The 22,257-nt window shown below is 38.0% G+C and carries 19 protein-coding genes; 18 read left to right on the top strand and 1 reads right to left on the bottom strand.

Features of this window, described 5'->3' with window-relative positions; all coding sequences use genetic code 11:
* Positions 1-63 precede the first annotated feature (63 nt).
* Positions 64-705, bottom strand: coding sequence for a YigZ family protein (locus BM211_RS14135; RefSeq protein WP_035430527.1), 642 nt, complete (start codon positions 703-705; stop codon positions 64-66).
* Between the two features lie 304 nt (positions 706-1,009).
* On the opposite strand from BM211_RS14135, the gene BM211_RS14130 reads away from it, so the two are divergent.
* The 18 genes from BM211_RS14130 (at position 1,010) to BM211_RS14030 (ending at position 22,163) form a co-directional block, all read left to right on the top strand.
* Positions 1,010-1,852, top strand: coding sequence for a DegV family protein (locus BM211_RS14130; protein ID WP_090998088.1), 843 nt, complete (start codon positions 1,010-1,012; stop codon positions 1,850-1,852).
* A gap of 114 nt (positions 1,853-1,966) precedes the next feature.
* Positions 1,967-2,281, top strand: a complete 315-nt coding sequence (locus BM211_RS14125; protein ID WP_035430525.1) for a winged helix-turn-helix transcriptional regulator — start codon at positions 1,967-1,969, stop codon at positions 2,279-2,281.
* Between the two features lie 623 nt (positions 2,282-2,904).
* Positions 2,905-4,089 (top strand): C40 family peptidase, encoded by a 1,185-nt coding sequence (locus BM211_RS14120; RefSeq protein WP_090998085.1) that lies wholly within the window; start codon positions 2,905-2,907, stop codon positions 4,087-4,089.
* A gap of 357 nt (positions 4,090-4,446) precedes the next feature.
* Positions 4,447-5,793, top strand: coding sequence for an ATP-dependent helicase ComFA (locus BM211_RS14115; protein WP_035430521.1), 1,347 nt, complete (start codon positions 4,447-4,449; stop codon positions 5,791-5,793).
* Positions 5,793-6,500, top strand: a complete 708-nt coding sequence (locus BM211_RS14110) for a ComF family protein (RefSeq protein ID WP_035430519.1) — start codon at positions 5,793-5,795, stop codon at positions 6,498-6,500. The genes BM211_RS14115 and BM211_RS14110 overlap by 1 nt, the downstream gene beginning before the upstream one ends.
* Positions 6,501-7,576: 1,076 nt before the next feature.
* Complete coding sequence (locus tag BM211_RS14105; RefSeq protein ID WP_035430518.1) at positions 7,577-9,175, top strand: lipase family alpha/beta hydrolase; 1,599 nt, start codon at positions 7,577-7,579, stop codon at positions 9,173-9,175.
* Positions 9,176-9,372: 197 nt separating this feature from the next.
* Positions 9,373-9,570 (top strand): cold-shock protein CspD, encoded by a 198-nt coding sequence (gene cspD / locus BM211_RS14100; RefSeq protein WP_035430517.1) that lies wholly within the window; start codon positions 9,373-9,375, stop codon positions 9,568-9,570.
* 540 nt (positions 9,571-10,110) lie between these two features.
* Complete coding sequence (gene hpf / locus BM211_RS14095) at positions 10,111-10,653, top strand: ribosome hibernation-promoting factor, HPF/YfiA family (RefSeq protein WP_035430516.1); 543 nt, start codon at positions 10,111-10,113, stop codon at positions 10,651-10,653.
* Between the two features lie 273 nt (positions 10,654-10,926).
* Positions 10,927-13,437: a preprotein translocase subunit SecA gene (gene secA / locus BM211_RS14090; RefSeq protein WP_090998082.1), complete on the top strand. Its 2,511-nt coding sequence runs from the start codon at positions 10,927-10,929 to the stop codon at positions 13,435-13,437.
* Between the two features lie 316 nt (positions 13,438-13,753).
* Positions 13,754-14,855 (top strand): peptide chain release factor 2 gene (gene prfB / locus BM211_RS14075; RefSeq protein ID WP_141771643.1). Its coding sequence is split into 2 segments (ribosomal slippage): positions 13,754-13,825 and positions 13,827-14,855, totalling 1,101 coding nucleotides; the frame shifts between segments, so codons are not numbered across the junction.
* A gap of 521 nt (positions 14,856-15,376) precedes the next feature.
* Entirely contained in the window at positions 15,377-15,706 is a 330-nt protein-coding gene (gene cccB / locus BM211_RS14070) for a cytochrome c551 (protein ID WP_035430513.1), read from the top strand.
* A 437-nt stretch (positions 15,707-16,143) separates the two neighbouring features.
* Positions 16,144-16,830 carry a cell division ATP-binding protein FtsE gene (ftsE, locus tag BM211_RS14060; protein WP_081904781.1) on the top strand — a complete coding sequence of 229 codons (687 nt, stop codon included), beginning with the start codon at positions 16,144-16,146 and terminating at the stop codon, positions 16,828-16,830.
* Entirely contained in the window at positions 16,820-17,713 is an 894-nt protein-coding gene (ftsX, locus tag BM211_RS14055) for a permease-like cell division protein FtsX (RefSeq protein ID WP_035430511.1), read from the top strand. The genes ftsE and ftsX overlap by 11 nt, the downstream gene beginning before the upstream one ends.
* 123 nt (positions 17,714-17,836) lie before the next feature.
* Entirely contained in the window at positions 17,837-19,267 is a 1,431-nt protein-coding gene (locus tag BM211_RS14050) for a S41 family peptidase (protein WP_090998076.1), read from the top strand.
* A gap of 294 nt (positions 19,268-19,561) precedes the next feature.
* Positions 19,562-20,764: a PDZ domain-containing protein gene (locus tag BM211_RS14045; protein WP_090998073.1), complete on the top strand. Its 1,203-nt coding sequence runs from the start codon at positions 19,562-19,564 to the stop codon at positions 20,762-20,764.
* A 191-nt stretch (positions 20,765-20,955) separates the two neighbouring features.
* Positions 20,956-21,288, top strand: coding sequence for a DUF1904 family protein (locus BM211_RS14040; protein ID WP_035430505.1), 333 nt, complete (start codon positions 20,956-20,958; stop codon positions 21,286-21,288).
* Between the two features lie 34 nt (positions 21,289-21,322).
* Positions 21,323-21,637 carry a heavy metal-binding domain-containing protein gene (locus tag BM211_RS14035; protein ID WP_035430504.1) on the top strand — a complete coding sequence of 105 codons (315 nt, stop codon included), beginning with the start codon at positions 21,323-21,325 and terminating at the stop codon, positions 21,635-21,637.
* A 109-nt stretch (positions 21,638-21,746) separates the two neighbouring features.
* Positions 21,747-22,163, top strand: a complete 417-nt coding sequence (locus BM211_RS14030) for an RrF2 family transcriptional regulator (protein WP_035430503.1) — start codon at positions 21,747-21,749, stop codon at positions 22,161-22,163.
* The last annotated feature ends 94 nt before the right edge of the window (positions 22,164-22,257 follow it).

Here is a 22,257-nt window from a genome sequence, read left to right as displayed (position 1 = left end):
TACTTTCTTTCTCTCTTTGTTTAAATATCGCATGTGGCAGAAAAAGGTTTTTAAGTCAGTTTTTCAACTTGGATTTATATCTTGTTCTAGATATAACATCTCATCTTCGTTAATTGTACATTTCCCATTTGTGATTTCAATCATCCATTCTGTGAATGATTGTTTTTGATCTTCCTCCACATATGTATCGCATATGACGTGATCTAAGTAGTGTATATCTTTAATAGCATATATAGAGTTGCGTAATTCATTTTCAACTTTTCCAAGCAATGTATAATCAATTTTTGTTTTCATGACGCGCATCAATTTTCGTTCAACGATGCCGATATGATTGAGCCCTTCACTTGTACATTTTCCGTATGCGCGAATTAAACCACCTGCTCCGAGTTTAATGCCGCCGAAATAACGTGTGACAACGACTACAGTATCTTTTAAGTGACGTTTCTTTAATACTTCTAGAATAGGTACACCAGCCGTGCCGCTCGGTTCTCCGTCGTCATTTGCTTTTTGTATTTGGTCGTGCTCACCAATTAAGTAGGCTGAGCAATTATGAGTTGCATTCCAATGTTGCTTTTTAATCTTTTGGATAAATTCTTGTGCTTCTGCTTCTGTTGTTGCGCGGTTTGCATAGCAAATAAAGCGAGATTTTTGAATAACGATTTCATGTTCGCCGTATCCTTTTAATGTAAAATATTGTAATAACAATAATATACGCTCCTATCTTAATAAATTGCAACTTTGACTCTATCTCAATCTTTTTTCGTCTCTCAGAAGGTGAAGGATTTACAAGATAAATAATCAATACTTTTTTATTCTAAAAGGGCTAGTTTGGAGTTTCAAATCTTTTTTGTATAAGTTTGACTCTTTCTATTATAATTTGAATTTTTTTGTTGTAAATTGGTGAGATAGTATTTATAATCTTTACCTTTCGTTTATTCGTCAATTAATGCACCTTTTTCCATTTTCATGTACAATAAATAATAAAACTGTTTATAAGGTAGGTACGAAAATGAAAATAGCTATTGTCACTGATAGTACGGCATATATACCAAAACATGTACGTGAAGAGTTACAAATACATATGATTCCTTTAAACGTTATTTTGGGAAATGAATCTTATCAAGAAGAAATGGAAATTACAGCGGAAGACTTTTATGAGAAAGTTAGGGAGCAAGGAGAACTGGCGAAGACGTCGCAACCAGCTATCGGGGAGTTTATTAAGTTGTTTGAAGAGCTAGGAAAAGAGTATGATGCGGTGATTAGTATACATCTTTCTAGCGGCATTAGTGGCACATACCAGACGGCAACGACAGCTGGTCAAATGGTAGAAGGAGTCGACGTATATACATACGACTCAGAAATTAGTTGTGAAGTACAAGGATTTTATGTACGTGAAGGCGCAAAAATGGCGAGTGAAGGGAAAAGCCCAGAAGAGATTCTTTCTCGTTTTGATGAAATGAAGAAAACAATGGATGCGTACTTCGTTGTTGACGATTTACATCATTTGCAGCGCGGCGGTCGTTTAAATAGTGCACAAGCATTTATTGGAAGCTTATTACAAGTAAAGCCGGTATTATATTTCCGTGATAAAATCATTATTCCATTTGAAAAAATTCGTACGCGTAAAAAAGCATTAAAACGTATTGTAGAAATCTTTGATGAACAAGCAAGTAAAGGAATCCCAATGGAAGCTGTTGTTGTCCATGCGAATCGAGAAGAAGAAGCAAAAGAATTGGAGCGGGAATTGAAAGAACTATACCCGCATGTTGAATTTCGAATCAGTTATTTTGGACCAGTAATTGGAACGCATTTAGGCGAAGGTTCGCTTGCATTAGGATGGTATACAAAATAATAAAAATGAGGCTCTCTTTTAAGTAGGGAGCTTTTTTGGTAAAAATATAAAAAATAAGTAATTCTACTTACTTTTTATAAGAAACTATTTTATAATAAAAAAGAGGTGAAACATATGGAACATAATCCGTGTTTATGTCCAAAGTTCGAATCTGCTTTTACACTTCTTAGTAAAAAGTGGACAGGTTTAATTATTAAATCATTATTAGAAGAACCGAAACGATTTCGGGAAATTGCTGATATTATTCCAAATATGAGCGACCGTATGTTATCAGAGCGTTTAAAGGAATTAGAGAGTGAAGGAATTGTTGTGCGTTCCGTTTATCCTGAAGTGCCAGTACGCATTGAGTATGGCTTAACAGATAAAGGGAAAGCGTTAGAGAGTGTTATGCAAGAAGTGCAAAAATGGGCGGAGAAATGGGTTCATTAATAAAGTGAATTTTGGTAGCTCAGGAAAAAGTGCAAGTGGAGATTCTTGCGCTTTTTTTATTTGCGTGTATTGAGTGGGAAACGGCATAAAAACCTCCTTTTTTTAGGGGAGGGCGAGAGGGACTGGCCGTGTATGGGAGCGGTCAGGGTCTGTTTTTGTCACGTGCGAGTGGCGTTTGTATTGACTTTTTCGAAGCAGCGATTTATGTGTCGGGACGTTGAAATTAAGAATGAAATGAAAGCCCTTCCTTTTTTAGGGTGAGTGAGAGTATTTGTTTGTGAATGGAAGTTAGTTGTATGTTAGAAAATCAATATAAAATTATATGAAAATAATAGAAAAGTAGTGGACTGGTAAATTATTCTATGTAATAATAAGGGAGTTTGAATGTGTTATATTTTTGTAAAAAAACTGAAATTGTACAAAAAAGGGAAAAGGGTTATCGTTTTATTTCCTTATTTCTTTACAAGAAAATACAATATTAGAATGGAAGTGTCAAAAAACTACAAGCATAATATTACATTTCTTTTACAAAAACGTAACATTATAAAAAAGCATTGGTAATTATGGTATAAATTTATTAGATAAATTCGGGAAACTAAAAAAAGAAAGCGGTGTAAAACAAAATGAAAAAATTAAAAATCGCATCTTGCGCATTAGCTGCAGGATTTATGATGTTTTCAGTAGTAACACCAAACGCATTTGCTGAAGATGTAAATACACAAATTCAACAACAAAAAGACACTTTACATAAACAACAACAAGAACGTGATGAAATCCAAAAACAAATGGATGAATTAAAGAAGACAATTCAAGGGTTAGATAAGTCTGTTCAAGAGAACGAAGCGAAACTTGCTGAAACGATCAAGCTAGTTGAAGATGCACAAAAAACAATTGAACAAAAAGATAAAGAGATTGCAGAGTTACAAACGAAAATTGCACAGCGTGAAGAACTGTTAAGAAAGCGCTTAGTTGCTCTTCAAGAGAAACCAAATACGAACGTTGTAACAGAAGTAGTTGTAAACTCTAAAAGTATTGCGGATTTAGTTGATCGTTTAACTTCTGTTTCACAAATTCTTGATTCTGACCAAGATATTATGAAAACGCAACAAAGTGATCAAGCGAAAGTGAAAAAAGATGTAGAGCTTATCAAAGAAAAACAAAAAGAATTAAAAGATGCACAAGCGAAAATCGAAACTGCGAAAAAAGAACTTGATGTTGAAAAAGCGAAAAAGCAAACAGCAATCGATGAATTAAACGCAAAAATGCAAACGGTTGTAAACGGAATGCAAAGCACAGAGGGTCAATTAAAAGACCTAGAAAAGCAAGCTCTATATTTACAAAGCTTAGCTGAAAAAGCAGTACAACCAGCGCAACAACCAGCGCAACAACCAGCAAATAATGGTGGTGGACAAGAGAAACCTAAGCCAAAAGAAGTTAAGCCAAATCCTGGTCCTACTCCTCCAGCTCCTGGTGTACTTGGAAAAGCACAACAATACCTTGGTATGCCATATGTTTGGGGTAGTGCAAGCCCATCTAACGGTGGATTTGACTGCAGTGGATTCATTTCTTACATTTACGGCGTAGGTCGTCAAGATGTAGCTGGATACTGGAATTCTACTCAGCACATTAGCGATCCACAACCTGGTGATTTAGTATTCTTCCAAGGTACGTATAAAGCAGGTCCATCTCATATCGGTATTTATGCTGGTAACGGACAAATGATTCACGCTGGTGATAAAGGGATTTCATACTCTGACTTGGGCAGTTCTTACAACCAAAAACATTTCTTAGGATACGGTAGATTCTAAGATTTCTAATGAAATAAATTACGTGTATAAGGTCGATAGCTTACTATTTTAAAAGTAGGTTATCGGCTTTTTTGCGTTTTTACAAACTCTTTCCAAGCTTTTATAGTAAAAGCAGAAAGGGGGGAATCTGGTTTAAAACTTATATCCCTTTGCGTATAGTTGACCCGGATAAATGATTATACGCAAAACAAGACCGTTCCTAACAAGAACCTGCCGTTATTCTTTCACAATAGGTGAATGAGAAGGTGATAACCTTGCGGACAGGAAAAGGGTGAGATTCCTTTTCGGAAGTTGGCTTTTGTCTTGGTCCGCCAACGTTTTGATAGAATTTTATAAGTTTTTTAAACCAGGAGTGAGATGCTAGAAGGTCGTCAATTACTGTTAGAGGAAGTACCTGTATCGAAAGAAGAACTGCATCAATTAGAGCGAGAAGGCCATATTCGTTATGAGAAAGGCGTTGTAAAGAAAAACTCTCGTTATATATGTAAGCGCTGCGGAAATAAAGAGCAACGATTGTTTTTTTCGTTTCGATGCTATCGCTGCGGTGCGATGTGCATGTATTGCCGGAAGTGTATCATGATGGGAAGAGTGAGTGAATGTACAAAGCTCGTTCGCTGGACTGGTCCGATACAAAACGAAGTGATTGCGAATTGTTTGAGGTGGGATGGTCAGTTATCAGAAGGGCAGCGAAAGGCTGCAGATGGAATTGTTAGGGCGGTAGAGCGAAAAGAATCATTTTTCGTCTGGGCTGTATGCGGTGCGGGGAAAACAGAGATGTTATTTCATGGGATACAAGAAGCGCTGCATAGGGGAGAACGTATTTGTATCGCTACGCCGCGGACGGATGTTGTACTTGAACTTTATCCGCGTTTACAGGAAGTGTTCCCATCTGTTTCAATTTGCGCGTTATACGGGGGAAGTGACGACTTATCAAAAAATGCGCAGCTTGTTATTTCGACAACGCATCAACTTCTTCGTTATTACAGGGCGTTTGATGTAATGATTGTGGATGAAATTGATGCTTTCCCTTATTCAGTGGATGAAACGCTGCAATATGCAGTTCGCCTTGCTAGTAAAGAAAATGCTTCGTTTATTTATTTGACAGCGACGCCGTCTAAAGATTGGCAGAGAAAGCTTCGGAATGGAAAACAAACCGGTGTGATTATTCCGGCGCGCTACCACCGTTATCCCCTCCCTGTCCCTCTTTTTCGCTGGTGTGGTAATTGGCGAAAATCCATCGAAAAGAAAATGTTACCTTCTAATGTTTTGCGGTGGCTCCATATGTATTTAGAAAAACAATATCCTCTATTTCTATTTGTTCCTCATGTTTGTTATGTAGAAGAAATCGTTTCTATTTTAAAAGGTATCGATGATCGTATAGAGGGTGTGCATGCGGAAGAGGCAAACCGGAAAGAGAAAGTGGCTTCGTTTCGAAAAGGAGAGATTCCGTTATTAGTAACGACGACGATTTTAGAACGAGGCGTTACTGTTTCGAATTTACAAGTGGCAGTGTTAGGAGCAGAAGAGCATGTCTTTTCAGAAAGTGCACTCGTTCAAATTGCCGGGCGGGCAGGGCGCAGTCGTCACGCTCCTTCTGGAGATGTCATCTATTTTCACTACGGCAAGACAGAGGCGATGGTTGCGGCGAAAAAACAAATTCAAATGATGAATAAACGAGCGAAGCAAGAAGGGTTAATTGACTAATGAATTGTCTTCTGTGCGACGATGTTGTCTCTATTTTGCCGAGCTGGTTTTCCTTTTTTGTTGAACAAGATAAGCGGTATGTATGCACGCATTGTGAACAAAAATTTTCTTATATTATAGGAGATATTTGTGCGGATTGCGGCAGAATGTTTCAATCTTTAGCGGATGAGTATAGAGAAGGAGAATATTGTCAGGATTGTTTACGCTGGAGGAAAGATCCGCATTTTCGGCATGTATATGTCAAAAATCGCTCTGTCTATGTATATAATGATTGGATGAAAGAAGTGTTAGCTCGGTTTAAGTTTCGCGGTGATGCGGCTCTTGTGCAAATATTCTTTTCTGCTTTTGCGAATGCTTTTCGGCAACATTTTCCGCATTGTGATTGTATTGTTCCGATTCCGCTTAGCTTGCCGCGTCAATATGAACGAGGATTTAATCAAGCCGAATTATTAGCGGCATGTTTATCGGCCACGGTAATGAAGACATCTCTTGTGCGAAGCGGTGCAGAGAAGCAAAGTAAGAAAACGAGAGCGGAGCGATTGCAGCGTTCTCGGCCTTTTTATTTTGCGGCGGATGAGTCTTTTCGTGGGAAGGATATTGTCTTAATTGATGATGTGTATACAACCGGTATTACGGTGCGGCAGGCGGCGGAATGTTTCTATGAAAAAGGAGCGAAGAACGTGTCGTCTTTGACGTTATGCCGCTGATTTTTCATTTGCGGTCTTTTTTACTACTGTAGTTTGATGTAAGCGCGCTTTCTACTTGAAAAGCAAAAAGAACTTGTAGCAATCACTACAAGTTCTTTTTGAGATAATAATAAGGGTAATACAAACTATCTTAACAAGTAAAACAGGGGAACTTACCTAGGTGATTATTTGACAAGTTTATTGTATAACAAATATTAACATTTGGATCACTTAATTTTGAAAACTTTGTGAATTAGGAAAATTAAACAATTTATTCATTCAACAAACTTTTTTATCAAATATAAAAACTCTATGAAAAACTGACAGAAAAGCAATTTTTTTAATGGGCGAGAGGGACTGACTATGTATAGAGTTGGTCAAGACCTTTTCCTACCACGCGCAAAGTTTTAATACAAAGAAAGACAGCGAGGTGTAGTTCCATTTTTCGATATGTATACTAGAATACTTTTTGTTATATGTAAGCTCACACAAATAATCTGCACATCAATTTAATTTTGATAGACAGATTATTTGTACGATAATTTATTATAAGTGCGAGAAGATTACATGAATGCTTTTAAAAGAGTTGTGATTAACGGAATTAATCCACCTAAAAATGATAAAACTGCAATTGCGATTGCCATAATAATTCCTCCTTTTATATTTTTTGAAAATTAAGAATTTTGTAAGTTTAGTATATTATAGATTCAAGAATATGGCAATATGTTTTTTTGAAATTGTATATCATCATAGTTTTTATCTCTATATATCCATTTTAATTTTCCGGCATATAAGTTTCTGTTATGCGAAATACAACATGACCGCTACTTGTTTTCTCCTTTTGTTTTAAATTTAGCATGTGGCAGAAAAGGGCCCTGACCGCTCCATGCATGGTCAGACCCTCTCGCCCACCTAAAAAAGTGGTTTTTGTATTGGTTTTTCAAGTTGTATTTATATACTCGCATTATGCAGTGACACTATTAAATCTTTGTAAGGAGAAATCTGTGTCTATTATTCAATTTAATACAAATGATTGGATAAACCTCTGCATAACATAATTGTGTGGGACAATTTTAAATTCGATGAGGGGGTCTGTTATGTTTCATAAGTTCAAACGGTTCTTTGCATTGGTAACGGCTTTTATTTTGATTTCTTGCTCTTTTTCTATTTCATCTGCTTTTGCTAGTTCTGTACAAATATCTGGGGGGATTTTTCCACCGTCAGAATCGTTTACTCCTGGGAGTTGGTTTTTAGGGGCAACTCCTGAGAATAGTTCGGATAAACCACCTATCGTATTCGTTCAAGGTAAGAATGGAAATGCTAAGAACTGGTATGGTGAAACTGTTTATCACGGTATGAATGATATGTATAGCTACGCTTACAATGCAGGGTATCAAACTGTTTTTGTTCAGCTGTATGATGCGGCTGGAAAAGGTTCGGCAAGTGAGTGGGACAATGGACGTTTGCTCGCGTCTATGCTGGAGGAAATCTATAATCGCTTTGGGAAGAAAGTGAATATTGTCGCGCACAGTAAAGGTGGGCCAGACACGCAAGCAGCGCTTATTCATTACGGTGCCAGCCGTTATGTTGGAAATGTAGTGACGCTTGCTTCTCCGCATTATGGATCTAATTTAGCGGACTTAGCGTATAGCTGGTGGGCAGGCTGGCTTGCTTCTTTACTGGGGCAACAAGATGCGGGCACGTATTCTTTACAGACGGGGGAAATGGCGCAGTTTCGTAATGTAACGGATAGTAATCCGAACGCAAAGTTAAACCGGTATTATACAGTAGCGGGAACAAGTTGGGGACCGGCCTTCTCCGCATTGTCCGTAGGTGGGTTTTACCTCTCTTGGTATGGTGCGAATGATGGGTTAGTTAACGAATGGAGTACGAAGCTGCCTTATGGAAAACATCTATTTACAGACTCTAGTCTTGATCATGATAGCATTCGAATGGGATCAGCTGTATTTTCACGGATTGAGCCTTATTTGCGTAGTGCTGCACCATCTCCTTCTATGGTAAGCGAAAGTATGCTTGGAGAATCACAAAAAAGCTTGGCTAGTAATGCGAATCAAACAGTGCTTGGAGGAACTCTCCCAGCAAATAGCTGGGCGGAACAAACCTTTGCGGTGGACACTGTAACAGATGGAAGTATTTCTGTATTGACTGCAAACGAAAATGTACAAGTGCAACTTATCGCTCCATCTGGTAAGGTGTACACAAATCAAAATAGTAAAGCGACAATTGGAGAAGAGTATGCTTATTTTAACGGAGCGACTATTCGAACATTCCAAGTAGATCAAATGGAAGAAGGCGAGTGGCGTTTGAAAATGCTGTCACAGAAAAAGGACGATGCGTATTTGATGATTGCGAATTATAAACAAGCTGCACCGTTTACATTAGAAATGCCAGGTAAAGTGAAACAAAACAAAGCGGAGTTTAAGGTAACGAAATCTCAAAAGCGCTCCGTGCAGCAAGAAAACGTATCTTTTGATGTACACGTTGTAGATCGAGATGGAAAGCTAGTTTCGCAATCTAATAAACTGCAAAAAGAAGATGCAGCCACATTCACTGGGAAGTTACCAAATGTCGAAAAATCAGGTGTGTATAATGTAACGATCGATATTAAAGGGAAGAATAAAGAAGGAAAAGCATATACACGTACCATTGTACGTTCGGTGTATATTGAGAAATAGAGTGAAACTTGCATCCCCTACTTATCTTCTTTGATTCTTTGTCAATCTTAAATCTGCCCGCGAATAGCGGGAAAAAGTATGTCGAAAGGTACAATAAAAAGACGACAACTCTTCTTTGACTTTCTGTTTTCTAATTCGTTATAGTCAAAGTATGGGGCATATGCCTTTATTTTAAGATTGAAGGGAATGGAACGAGTATGCAAGGAAAAGTAAAATGGTTTAATTCAGAAAAAGGTTTTGGGTTTATCGAGCGCGATGGTGGAGATGATGTTTTCGTTCATTTTTCTGCGATTCAGCACGATGGATACAAATCGTTAGAAGAAGGAGAAAAAGTAGAATTTGAGATTGTAGACGGCGCGCGTGGTCCGCAAGCGGCAAACGTTGTAAAGTTATAATCATTTTATTTGAGAAACATGGTGTGCTTTAAGGACCAGCGTTTCACATAAGAGAACCTCCGTTGCATAGCTAACGGAGGTTTTATCATAAAGTGAAACTTTAATCAGTGGGGGTTCTTCATCCCCACTGATTATTAGTTGAACCAATCGGGCTTTTACGGGCAGTTTATCTCCCACCTAACTTCTTAAGAAAAGCGGAAGCAGCTCGCTCAGAATCGCAGGGCGAAACGACCGGAGATTCTAGCCGCTGGAGCTGGACAATGTTTTCGCCGAATTTTGAGGTGGAAGTATTTACTGCCCGCGAATAGCGGGAGAAGTTGTCAAAAAGTTGTTGCAATTTTGTAACGGATTCTTCACACGTACATACAGTAAACAAGATGTGAATAGGATAAAATAAAAGTAGGAAAGATAATACATTTTCTTTTCTACAAAAATCGATAAAAAATATCGAATTTTATCAAAAATTTTTAAAATGTAGGAAGGGTTTTTGATTCCTTTGTCGAAAACCTTATACATAGGCTTGAAAGGAGGAGTTCATCTATGAAATTCAACATTCGCGGTGAAAATATTGAAGTAACTCCAGCATTAAAGGAATATGTAGAGAAAAAGTTAAGTAAATTAGAACGCTATTTCGATACTTTTCCAGAAATTAAGGTAAACTTAAAAGTATACTCTGACAAGCAAAGGGTGGAAGTAACAATCCCGTTTCCAGATTTATTACTTCGTGCTGAAGAAACAAATAGCGATATGTACGCTGCTATTGATTTAGTAGTAGATAAACTGGAAAGACAAATTCGTAAACATAAAACAAAAGTAAATCGTAAGTTACGTGAGAAAGGCTCTGTAAAAGCAATGTTGATTCTTCCAGATCAACCAACTGCGCAAGAAGAGGTTGCTGAAGATGAATTAGAGCTTGTTCGTACAAAACGATTTGACTTAAAACCAATGGATGTAGAAGAAGCGATTTTACAAATGGATATGTTAGGTCATAATTTCTTCGTCTTTACAAATTCAGAAACAAATGAAACAAATGTTGTGTATGGTCGTAAAGATGGAAAATATGGTTTAATCGAAACTAAATAATATAATGGAAAACGCAGCTGTCATGGCTGCGTTTTTTTAGATTCTATATACATATGAACAGACCTCTTCCTTACTTTCCTGCAGCCGTGTTTGGCAGATTGTTGTCATACATATAAAACAAGTGTTACAATTGTTAGTATGTTTATACTTTTTTAGTAGGCGAAAGAATTCGATGTTTATACAAAATGAAATTGAGTGTTATAACGACCAACCAGTGAAAAGAATCACGACACTGATGGAAGTTTTATTTTAATAAAAGAGGAGCGTATTCTCATGATCGGTATTTTAAAAAAGGTGTTTGATACAAATGAACGTCAAGTAAAACGTATGCAAAAAACCGTGGATAAAATAGAAGCATTAGCAGATCAAATGTCACCACTGACAGATGAACAGTTAAAAGGAAAGACAGTAGAGTTTAAAGAGCGATTAACAAAAGGTGAAACAGTAGATGATTTGTTACCAGAAGCTTTTGCTGTTGTGCGTGAAGCGGCAACACGTGTACTAGGTATGCGTCCATATCCTGTTCAGTTAATGGGTGGTATTGCCTTGCATGAAGGGAATATCTCTGAGATGAAGACAGGGGAAGGTAAAACGTTAACTTCTACTTTACCAGTATACTTAAATGCTCTTACAGGAAAAGGTGTTCACGTTGTTACTGTCAATGAATATTTAGCACAGCGTGATGCGAGTGAAATGGGACAACTCCATGAGTTCCTTGGTTTAACAGTTGGTATCAATTTAAATCATATGTCACGAGAAGAGAAGCAAGTTGCGTATGCTGCTGATATTACGTACAGCACGAATAATGAGCTTGGATTCGACTACTTACGTGACAACATGGTGCTTTATAAAGAACAGTGTGTACAGCGTTCACTGCACTATGCCATCATCGATGAGGTAGACTCCATTTTAGTCGATGAAGCACGTACACCGTTAATTATTTCTGGACAAGCGCAAAAATCTGCAGAATTATATATTTTTGCGAATGCATTTGTGCGTACGTTAACAAATGAAAAAGAATACACATTTGATGTGAAAACGAAAAATGTTATGTTGACAGAAGAAGGGATCAACAAAGCAGAGAAATCGTTCCACATTGAAAACTTATTTGATTTAAAACATGTAGCGCTTCTTCACCATATTAATCAAGCGCTTCGTGCTCACGTTGTTATGCACCGTGATACAGATTATGTTGTACAAGAAGGCGAAATCGTAATCGTTGACCAATTTACAGGTCGTCTTATGAAAGGTCGCCGCTACAGCGAAGGATTGCATCAAGCGATTGAGGCAAAAGAAGGCGTAGAAATTCAAAATGAAAGTATGACACTTGCGACAATCACATTCCAAAACTATTTCCGTATGTATGAGAAGCTTTCTGGAATGACAGGTACAGCGAAAACAGAAGAAGAAGAATTCCGTAACATCTATAATATGCAGGTTGTTGTGATTCCGACGAATAAGCCGATTATTCGTGACGACCGTGCGGATTTAATTTTTAAAACGATGGAAGGAAAATTTAATGCTGTTGTAAACGATATTGTTGAGCGTCATAAAAAAGGACAACCTGTTCTAGTTGGTACAGTGGCAATTGAAACATCTGAGTTAATTTCGAAGATGTTAACGAGAAAAGGTGTACGTCATAATGTCTTAAACGCGAAAAACCATGCACGCGAGGCAGAAATTGTTGCTGAAGCAGGTTATCAAGGTTCGGTGACGATCGCGACAAACATGGCTGGTCGTGGTACGGATATTAAACTTGCAGAAGGTGTACGTGAAGTCGGCGGTTTAGCAGTTATCGGTACAGAGCGTCATGAAAGCCGACGCATCGATAATCAGCTGCGCGGTCGTTCTGGACGTCAAGGAGATCCGGGTGTGACACAGTTCTACCTATCAATGGAAGATGAACTGATGCGTCGTTTCGGTGCTGATAATATGAAAGCGATGATGGATCGTTTAGGTATGGATGATACACAACCGATCGAAAGTAAAATGGTATCTCGCGCTGTTGAATCTGCACAAAAACGAGTAGAAGGTAATAACTACGATGCGCGTAAGCAGCTTCTTCAATACGACGATGTACTTCGTCAGCAGCGTGAAGTGATTTACAAACAGCGTCAAGACGTAATGGAATCAGAAAATCTGCGCGGCATTATTGAAGGAATGATGCATTCTACAGTAGAGCGTACGGTAGCTCTTCATACGCAAGAGGAATTAGAAGAAGAGTGGAACATTGCTGGTCTTGTTGAGTACTTAAATGCAACTCTTCTACAAGACGGTGATGTGAAAGAAGAAGAATTACGCCGCTTAGCGCCAGAAGAAATGATCGATAGCGTCTTTGCGAAAGTGAAAGCACGCTACGATGAGAAGGAAGTACAAATGCCAGAAGCACAAATACGTGAATTTGAAAAGGTAGTTGTATTCCGCGTTGTAGATTCGAAATGGATGGATCACATCGATGCAATGGATCACTTACGTGAAGGTATTCATTTACGTGCATACGGTCAAATTGATCCACTTCGTGAATATCAAATGGAAGGCTTTGCGATGTTTGAAGCGATGATTGCTTCTATTGAAGAAGAAATTTCTCGTTACATCATGAAGGCGGAAATCGAACAAAACTTAGAACGTCAAGAAGTAGCGCAAGGAGAAGCAGTTCATCCAAAAGATGGCGACGAACTTGCAAAGAAAAAACCAGTCGTAAAAGCTGACCAAACAGGCCGTAACGACTTATGCTCATGCGGCAGCGGGAAAAAACACAAAAACTGCTGTGGAATCGGGAAGTAATAAAGAAAAGCGTATGCGGCTCGTTCAGAATCGCAGGACGTTGGAGCCAAAGGCAGAGAGGCGCTTTTTGCCTCGTCCGAGGGGGCGAAACGACCGGAGATTCTAGCCGCAGGAGCTAGACAATAAAGAAAAGCGTATGCGGCTCGTTTAAAATGTTTTTCTCATGAATGGAAATTTTTAATAAACATTCATATAATAACAAGAGATGAACTCTCTCTCGCAAAAGCAGAGAGAGTTTGCCTTGTTGCTAGGATAAAGTAGTGAAGGTTTTATTATTCTTTCGTATGAGAGAAGTAATTACATAGAGGTGACAAAAATGGAATTAGTAGAAATTAGGCAAGAACTAGAGAAAATGGCTAAGAGATTAGCGGCGTTTAGGGGGTCTCTTTGACCTCGCTGGAAAAGAAAAGCGAATCGCAGAACTAGAAGAAATTATGATGGGTGCAAGCTTTTGGGATGATCAAAAGAGTGCACAAACAGTTATTAATGAAGCGAATGCTTTAAAAGATATGGTTGGTAAGTTTAACACGCTTAATGAAACGTTTGAAAATCTAGAAGTAACACATGAACTTGTAAAAGAAGAATACGATGAAGAATTACATGCGGAGCTTGAAGCTGAAGTGAAAACTTTATCTGCCGATATGAACGAATACGAACTTCAATTATTACTAAATGAAGAACACGACAAGAATAATGCTATTTTAGAGTTGCATCCAGGTGCAGGTGGAACAGAATCACAAGACTGGGGTTCTATGCTGCTTCGTATGTATACGCGCTGGGCGGAAAAACGCGGTTTTAAAGTAGAAACGTTAGATTATCTTCCTGGTGACGAAGCGGGGATTAAAAGTGTTACGTTATTAATTAAAGGGCATAATGCTTACGGTTATTTAAAAGCAGAAAAAGGCGTACATCGTCTTGTACGTATTTCACCATTCGATTCATCTGGCCGTCGTCATACATCTTTCGTATCTTGTGAAGTGGTACCAGAGTTTAACGATGATATTGAAATTGAAATACGTACAGAGGATTTAAAAATAGATACGTACCGTGCAAGTGGTGCGGGTGGACAGCATATTAATACGACGGACTCGGCTGTTCGTATTACACATACTCCAACAAATGTTGTCGTAACATGTCAATCTGAGCGTTCCCAAATTAAAAACCGTGAGCATGCAATGAAAATGTTGAAAGCGAAACTGTACCAACAAAAGTTAGAAGAACAACAAGCAGAGCTTGATGAAATTCGTGGTGAGCAAAAAGAAATTGGCTGGGGAAGTCAAATTCGTTCATACGTATTCCATCCATATTCTCTTGTAAAAGATCATCGCACAAATACAGAGGTTGGGAATGTGCAAGCCGTTATGGACGGAGAAATTGATGCGTTTATTGATGCATATTTACGTTCCCGTATTTCATAAATAACAAAAAAATGCCAACAGGCGTTGGCACATGCGTGAGAAAATGCGAAGCATACCTTCTATTTAGAGGGTGAGAAAGAGGAGAGAAGTTGCATCACAACTTCTCTTTTTGGTGGGTGTAGTTGTAGCATACAAGTTGTATATTCTTTTGTAAAAAGTAGAAAATAATAAAATGATGCATGTGATAGTACAAAAAATAGAGTGCATTTTGGATTCTTTATACTATATAAATGCAAATTGAAAGAACGACATAAAAATTTAAATGGATGAAGCGGTCAGGACCTTTTCCTGCATAGCGACGATTTATATGTTGAAAAATCGTAATGAAATTATATAGAAAACATTAATTTTATTGCATCCTATCATTTGTTCACGAAATTGAAACAATTGCTATAGGCCTTGAGCCCGCAAGAGATGACCCTCGTTTAGGATAATATTGGGTATGCAGGTAAGTTTTGAAATCGCAGGGAAATCATTATAATGGCTATTGAGGGATTAATTAATAGTGGGGAGCGATATAGATGAAGAAGAAATTATTGACGATAGTATTAGGCGCATCGTTAGCCCTTACGGTAGGAGCATGTGGAAAAAAAGAAGAAAGCAAACCTTCTAGCCCTGGTCAAGCAGCTAGTGGTGATAGCGCTGAAAAAGTATTTCAAAAAAGTTGTGCAGGTTGCCACGGTAATGACCTACAAGGATTATCAGGGCCAGAGCTAAAAAAAGTGGGCGGAAAGTATAGCCAAGAAGAAATTGAAAAAATCATCGCGAAAGGTCGCGGTAGTATGCCAGGTGGTGTAATCCAAGGCGAAGATGTGAAAAAAGTATCAGAATGGCTAGCTGAGAAGAAGTAAAAAAGAAAAGCGGAAGCGGCTCGTTCAGAATGGGAGGGGGATGGAGCTCCTGACAGAGAGGCGTATTGTGCCTCGGAGGAAGGCGCGAAGCCACCGAGCATTCTAGCCGCGGGAGCCGACTAACTTAGAATCTCTTCATGAAATGCCAACAAATAAGACCTCTTTGTACGACAGCAGAAGGTCTTATTTGCTTGTGTTATGTTATATATTTCGTACCGTGTAACATAACTGTAACAAACTTGTATCCAAATTTAAAACCGAATAATGGTACAATGTAGGACGAAGTGCCTTTTTGTAGAATTTTGGTGAAAAAGTTTTACATAATTTAGAAGATAAAATAATGAAAAATGTGAAAACGACCGAAGATTTTAGCAATTATAGTTAAACATCGAAGAATAAAAAGTGTCGAAAAAATCATTAGTATTGGGTGATAAATAATGATAACAATGACGAATGTTTATAAGGAGTATCCAAATGGCATGAAAGCCGTGGATGGACTCACAGTAAAAATTAAGCAAGGCGAATTCGTTTATGTAGTAGGACCGAGTGGAGCCGGGAAATCTACATTTATTAAAATGATGTATCGTGAAGAAAAACCAACTACAGGATCTATTAATGTGAATGGTTTAGTAATTGAATCTTTACCAGAGCGTGACGTACCATATTTCCGTCGTCAGCTAGGCGTAATTTTCCAAGATTTCAAGTTACTTCCGAAGTTAAATGTATATGAGAATGTTGCGTTTGCTTTAGAAGTTATCGAAGAAGATCGAGACGTGATTCGTGAGCGCGTTATGGAAGTATTAAAGCTTGTAGGTCTTGAAGATCGTGCTGATGCATTGCCAAGTGAGCTTTCTGGTGGGGAACAACAACGTATTGCAATTGCAAGAGCAATCGTGAATCGTCCGAAAGTTGTAATTGCCGATGAACCAACTGGTAACCTTGATAAGGATACAGCGATGGATATTATGGGTATTTTTAAGCGCATTAATGATCGCGGTACAACGATTGTTATGGCGACGCATAATGCGGATATTGTAAATACAATTCGTCATCGTGTAATTGCAATTGAAGGTGGAAAAATTGTTCGAGACGAGATTGAGGGAGGATACGGATATGAAGACTAAAACCCTTAGTCGCCATTTACGAGAAGGTATCAAAAATTTATCCCGTAACGGATGGATGACATTTGCCTCTGTAAGTGCAGTAACAGTTACATTATTACTTGTAGGTGTCTTTTTAACAGCGATTATGAATATGAACCATGTTGCGACGAAAGTAGAGCAAGATGTAGAAATTCGTGTGCATATTGATCCAGCAGCTAAGAAAGAAGATCAAAAGAAATTAAAAGAGGATATTTCTAAGATTTCGAAAGTCGATTCTGTTAAATATTCTTCTAAAGACGCAGAACTAAAAAAATTGATTAAGAGTTTAGGCGATAGCGGGAAATCATTTGAGCTATTTGAGCAAGATAACCCGTTAAAAGATGTATATGTTGTAAAGGCGACAGAACCAACTGATACAGCTGTTATTGCAAAGAAAATTGCAAAAATGCAATTTGTAAATAAAGTACAATACGGACAAGGTGAAGTAGAAAAATTATTTGATACAGTAAAAACTGGCCGTAATATTGGGATTATCTTAATTGCTGGTCTATTATTCACAGCGATGTTCTTAATCTCTAATACAATTAAAATTACAATCTATGCACGAAGCACTGAAATTGAAATTATGAAACTTGTTGGGGCAACAAACTGGTTTATTCGTTGGCCATTCTTGTTAGAAGGATTATTCCTAGGTGTACTAGGTTCAATCATTCCAATTATTATGATTTTGATTTCATATAATTCGCTTCAATCTGTGTTTAATGAGAAATTTGCAGGAACAATCTTTGAATTACTTCCATATAGCCCGTTCGTTTTCGAGCTATCTGGCTTGTTAATGCTAATCGGTGCATTAATCGGTATGTGGGGAAGCGTTATGTCAATCCGTCGTTTCCTAAAAATTTAAAGTGTAAAAAGTTGCAAACATATTTCGTACAAGCTTATCATATAGTAGAAATAGTTAAAGGCATCGCACAGTGTGTGATGCCTTTTCATACACCATTGTGTGTTCGGAAAGGGGAATTCCGCATTGAAACGTAGAGTTGCGATTATAGGCATGGTTGTAGCGTTTTTCATTGGTGCTGGCGGAATGTTTGCGGGGATGTATTGGTTTGGTGGCTCTAACATCGCGCAATCTATTACAGGGAAAGAGGCCAATGTAAAACAAGCGGATTTGGATAAAATTCGCGAAGCGTATACACTAATTGATTCACGTTATGTTGAGGATGTGAAGGATGACAAGCTAGTGGAAGGAGCTATTCAAGGGATGCTTGCAACGCTGAAAGATCCATACTCTACATACATGGATAAGACCACAGCGAAGCAATTTGAGCAATCGCTTGATCCAGAGCTAGAAGGAATTGGTGCTGAAGTAAATAAAACGGATGAGAAATTGATTATTGTGTCACCAATCAAAGATTCTCCAGCAGAAAAGGCAGGTCTGAAACCGAACGATCAAATTTTAACAGTTGATGGAAATGGTGTGAAAGACTTAACACGCGAGGAAGCAGTCATGAAAATTCGCGGGAAAAAAGGGACGACAGTTACGCTTGAAGTGAAGCGTGCAGGAGTTACTGATCCGTTAACATTTAAAATTAAGCGTGATAAAATTCCGATTTTCACTGTATTTAGTTCTGTGAAGAAAGAGAATGGAAAGGATATTGGATATATACAAATTACATCATTCTCTGACAAAACAGCGAAAGAATTTCAAAATCAGTTGAAAGAGCTTGAAAAGAAAAATATACAAGGTCTTGTCATTGATGTGCGCGGAAATCCAGGCGGCTATTTAAAAAGTGTTGAAGATATTTTAAAAGAGCTTATGACAGACAAAAAACCAATGCTTCAAATAGAACAGCGTAATGGCGAGAAGCAAAAGTTCTACACGTCATTAAAAGAGAGAAAAATGTATCCAATCTCTGTATTAGTTGATAAAGGTAGCGCCTCTGCTTCTGAAATTTTAGCAGGAGCGTTAAAAGAAGGAGAAGGCTATCCTCTTATTGGTGAGAAAACATTTGGAAAAGGTACTGTTCAGCAAGCTGTACCATTTACAGATGGCAGCAATATTAAGCTGACAATGTTTAAATGGTTAACGCCTGAAGGCAATTGGATTCATAAAAAAGGAATTGAGCCGACGGTTGAAGTGAAACAGCCTGATTACTACCATGCAACGCCAATTCAAGTTGAAAAAACGTTGTCTTACAATGATAACGATGAGCAAGTGAAACATGCACAAGAGATGTTAAAGAGTCTTGGATATGAGCCGGGTCGTGGAGATGGCTATTTTAGCAAAGAAACAGAAGCAGCTGTGAAAGCATTCCAAAATGCAAACAGTATGGATGCAACGGGTAAGCTTGATAAAAAGACAGCAGAGACAATCCAAAATAAGGTTGTTGAAAAAATTCGTTCTGGTGAAAACGATCTACAGCTTCAAACAGCACTGAAATTAATGACGAAATAAGAAAAGCTGCCGGGAAACCCCGGCAGCTTTTCTAATATAAATCCATTTCGATTTACTAACATACAAATTGCTGCTATGCAGAATACAACATGCTCGATTCTATGTGCGGCCAAACGCTCTTGTCCATCTAAAAAAAGGTTTTTTTAATGCCATTGTTTCAATTTGTATTTATATATACTTTCAATGTTCTGTAATGTGTTAAACAAACGTTTGATTAATTGTGATAAGATAAAATGAAACGGATTAAATCTTACATAAAGCAATATGTACGGGAAGAAATAAAATATCTTATAAATGGTGGTGAATCGTCTCGTGGAGAGTTGGTTATTAGAAATTATGAAGGCAATTGTGCGTTGTTTAGCGCATCCTGCTTTGTATGTTTTCTTTATAAGTAGTTTTTTTGTTGGATATTTACGAGTATTACGAGAACGGAAAGATTTTTCTTTTAAGGTGTATGATGTTTGGTATGAACTACGCACATCTGGATTTGCAGGAATTGGTTTAGGACTCATTTTATCATTGATTACAGTTTTAGCAGGGCTTGTTTTCTCACAAGCAAGCGTGATTATAATGGCGATTTGGACGATATCGTTTGCTATTATTGCTCAGTATAGATACTTATCACCTGCATATACGTTAGGAGTTTCCATTGTAGCAGCGATATTATCTTCGAAACTTCCATTCTCTTTCTTACAGCTTCAAGAAGGAGAAGAGAGTAGCGTTGTATCATTAGCGATTTTACTTGGGCTTATGTTAGTTGTAGAAGGTTTACTTATTTCAAAGAATGCGGCGAATTATTCGACGCCGAAATTGCGAAAAGGAAAACGCAGTTTAAATATTGGACTCCATGAATCAAATAGATTATGGTTAGTGCCATTATTCGTTCTTATACCAGGCGATGCTTTAACGCAATTTATATCTTGGTGGCCGGTGGTCTCTGTTGGATCACAAAAGTTTTCTTTATTTTTAATCCCGTTCTTAGTTGGATTTACGAGAACGATTAAAAGCTTTGAGCCAAAATCAGCGTTGTTATTTACAGGACGCCGCGTATTTGGACTAGCTGCAGTTGTCCTTTTATTAGGAATAGCGAGTTATTGGTTGCATACATTAGCGATTGTAGCTATGGGAGTAGCGATGCTTGGAAGACTGACAATTGCTGTGCAAGAGCGTTTGGAAGATGACCGACGCCCTGCGTACTTTTCTTCTCGTGATAATGGTCTAGTTGTACTAGGCACAATTCCAGGTACAGCCGGAGAGGAACTGGAATTGAAACCAGGGGAAATCATTGTGAAAGTGAACGGAATTGTTCCGACAAATGTAGACGAGTTCTACAATGCACTGCAATTAAGATCAACAGGTGCTTTTTGTAAAATGGAAGTCGTTGATACGAACGGCGAGCTTCGCCTTGTACAACATGCAATTTATGAAGGAGAGCATCATGAACTTGGGATTGTTTTTGTAGAACAAGAACATCAGTGGGATACGGAAGTTGTATGATGTTGTTAAAAGAATAGCATATAAAAATGCATCTAAAGTTAGATGCGTTTTTTTTGTGATTTTTATGGAAGTCGTTATTTAGTAACATATGATCGTTTATTGAAATGTACTTATACATTCTGGTACAGCAAAATAAATTATGCTATGATGTGGACAAACAAAGCATAAAGCTATCTAACGGAGGGATTCATATGCCACATGTTGTATTTCGTGGAGTTACCACTGAACAATTGAAGAGTATAAGCAAACCATTAGTAGAAGAGCTCGCAGAGATTTGTGAGTGTGGTACGGATAATTTTACGTTGGAACTACCGAATTCTACATCTATATTCAACGGAGAAGAAATAGAGGTGTTTCCTCTTATTGAAGTAAAATGGTTTGAACGTGGACAGGAAACTCGTGATCGATTTGCTAAGGCCATTACTACATATTTGATGGATTTTGGACTTCCTGAAGTAGAGGTTGTGTTTACGGTTTTCACAGAATCAGCTTATTATATTAACGGAAAACATTGCGCAAGCTAAGGTTATAAGTTTATATACATAGGAGGAATAGATTATGATCGTTACAACAACTTCTGTTATTCAAGGAAAAGAAATTGAAGAGTATATTGATATTGTAAACGGTGAAGCGATTATGGGAGCAAATATCGTTCGTGATTTATTTGCGTCTGTTCGTGACATTGTCGGCGGTCGTTCTGGTGCTTATGAAAGTAAATTAAAAGAAGCACGTGATATTGCGATGGAAGAAATGAAAAGTCTTGCAGCGCAAAAAGGCGCAAACGCAATTGTTGGTATCGATGTTGATTATGAAGTCGTTCGCGAAGGAATGCTGATGGTAGCTGTAAGCGGAACGGCAGTTAAAGTTCGATAAGAGAATGATTTTGTGAACCCTTTCTCAACTGGAGGAAGGGTTCTTTTTATATGGACTTTAAGTTGTCTTTTCAGCGAAATCGTTTAGACTAATAGAGGGGTGAGAACGAATGAAAGAGAAGGTTTCAAGTACGAAATGGTTCGGACTTGCTGTGCAATCTTTATTGGTACTAGCGGATTATGAGGGTATTTGTCCTAGTGCAATTATGGCTGAAAAGTTAGGGACAAAGCCGCTCTTTTTAAGAAAAATCCTTACTCATTTAGTGAAAGCAGAACTCATTGTAGCGAAAGAAGGACGAGATGGCGGTTATTATTTAGCTAGAGCAGCAAATGAAATTACATTAGTAGAAGTGTATGATGCGATAAGAGCAGATCCGTATTCAAAAGGATTCCTTGATGTAGATGGGAAAGAGTGTTTTTCTCCTTCAACATGTTCAGCGTTATATGAATTAAGAGATGAAATGGAAAGATGGCTTGTAGAGGGGCTGGCAAAGAAAAAGCTAGCTGATTTACTTCCTAAAGAATAAATAAAGTGAAACTTCCATCAGTGGGGGTTTTTCTTTATCCCCACTGATGGAAAGCCCACCCAATCGGGCTCTTACGGGCAGTTATCTCCCACCT

This window comes from Bacillus sp. 491mf (assembly GCF_900112415.1).
GTDB lineage: Bacteria > Bacillota > Bacilli > Bacillales > Bacillaceae_G > Bacillus_A.
This window is presented reverse-complemented; position numbering and strand designations above follow the sequence as displayed.

Coding starts and splice junctions, on each gene's coding strand:
- BM211_RS14130 (WP_090998088.1), top strand. CDS start 1,010: ATGAAAATAGCTATTGTCACTGATAGTACGGCATATATACCAAAACAT.
- BM211_RS14125 (WP_035430525.1), top strand. CDS start 1,967: ATGGAACATAATCCGTGTTTATGTCCAAAGTTCGAATCTGCTTTTACA.
- BM211_RS14120 (WP_090998085.1), top strand. CDS start 2,905: ATGAAAAAATTAAAAATCGCATCTTGCGCATTAGCTGCAGGATTTATG.
- BM211_RS14115 (WP_035430521.1), top strand. CDS start 4,447: ATGCTAGAAGGTCGTCAATTACTGTTAGAGGAAGTACCTGTATCGAAA.
- BM211_RS14110 (WP_035430519.1), top strand. CDS start 5,793: ATGAATTGTCTTCTGTGCGACGATGTTGTCTCTATTTTGCCGAGCTGG.
- BM211_RS14105 (WP_035430518.1), top strand. CDS start 7,577: ATGTTTCATAAGTTCAAACGGTTCTTTGCATTGGTAACGGCTTTTATT.
- cspD (WP_035430517.1), top strand. CDS start 9,373: ATGCAAGGAAAAGTAAAATGGTTTAATTCAGAAAAAGGTTTTGGGTTT.
- hpf (WP_035430516.1), top strand. CDS start 10,111: ATGAAATTCAACATTCGCGGTGAAAATATTGAAGTAACTCCAGCATTA.
- secA (WP_090998082.1), top strand. CDS start 10,927: ATGATCGGTATTTTAAAAAAGGTGTTTGATACAAATGAACGTCAAGTA.
- cccB (WP_035430513.1), top strand. CDS start 15,377: ATGAAGAAGAAATTATTGACGATAGTATTAGGCGCATCGTTAGCCCTT.
- ftsE (WP_081904781.1), top strand. CDS start 16,144: ATGATAACAATGACGAATGTTTATAAGGAGTATCCAAATGGCATGAAA.
- ftsX (WP_035430511.1), top strand. CDS start 16,820: ATGAAGACTAAAACCCTTAGTCGCCATTTACGAGAAGGTATCAAAAAT.
- BM211_RS14045 (WP_090998073.1), top strand. CDS start 19,562: ATGGTGGTGAATCGTCTCGTGGAGAGTTGGTTATTAGAAATTATGAAG.
- BM211_RS14040 (WP_035430505.1), top strand. CDS start 20,956: ATGCCACATGTTGTATTTCGTGGAGTTACCACTGAACAATTGAAGAGT.
- BM211_RS14035 (WP_035430504.1), top strand. CDS start 21,323: ATGATCGTTACAACAACTTCTGTTATTCAAGGAAAAGAAATTGAAGAG.
- BM211_RS14030 (WP_035430503.1), top strand. CDS start 21,747: ATGAAAGAGAAGGTTTCAAGTACGAAATGGTTCGGACTTGCTGTGCAA.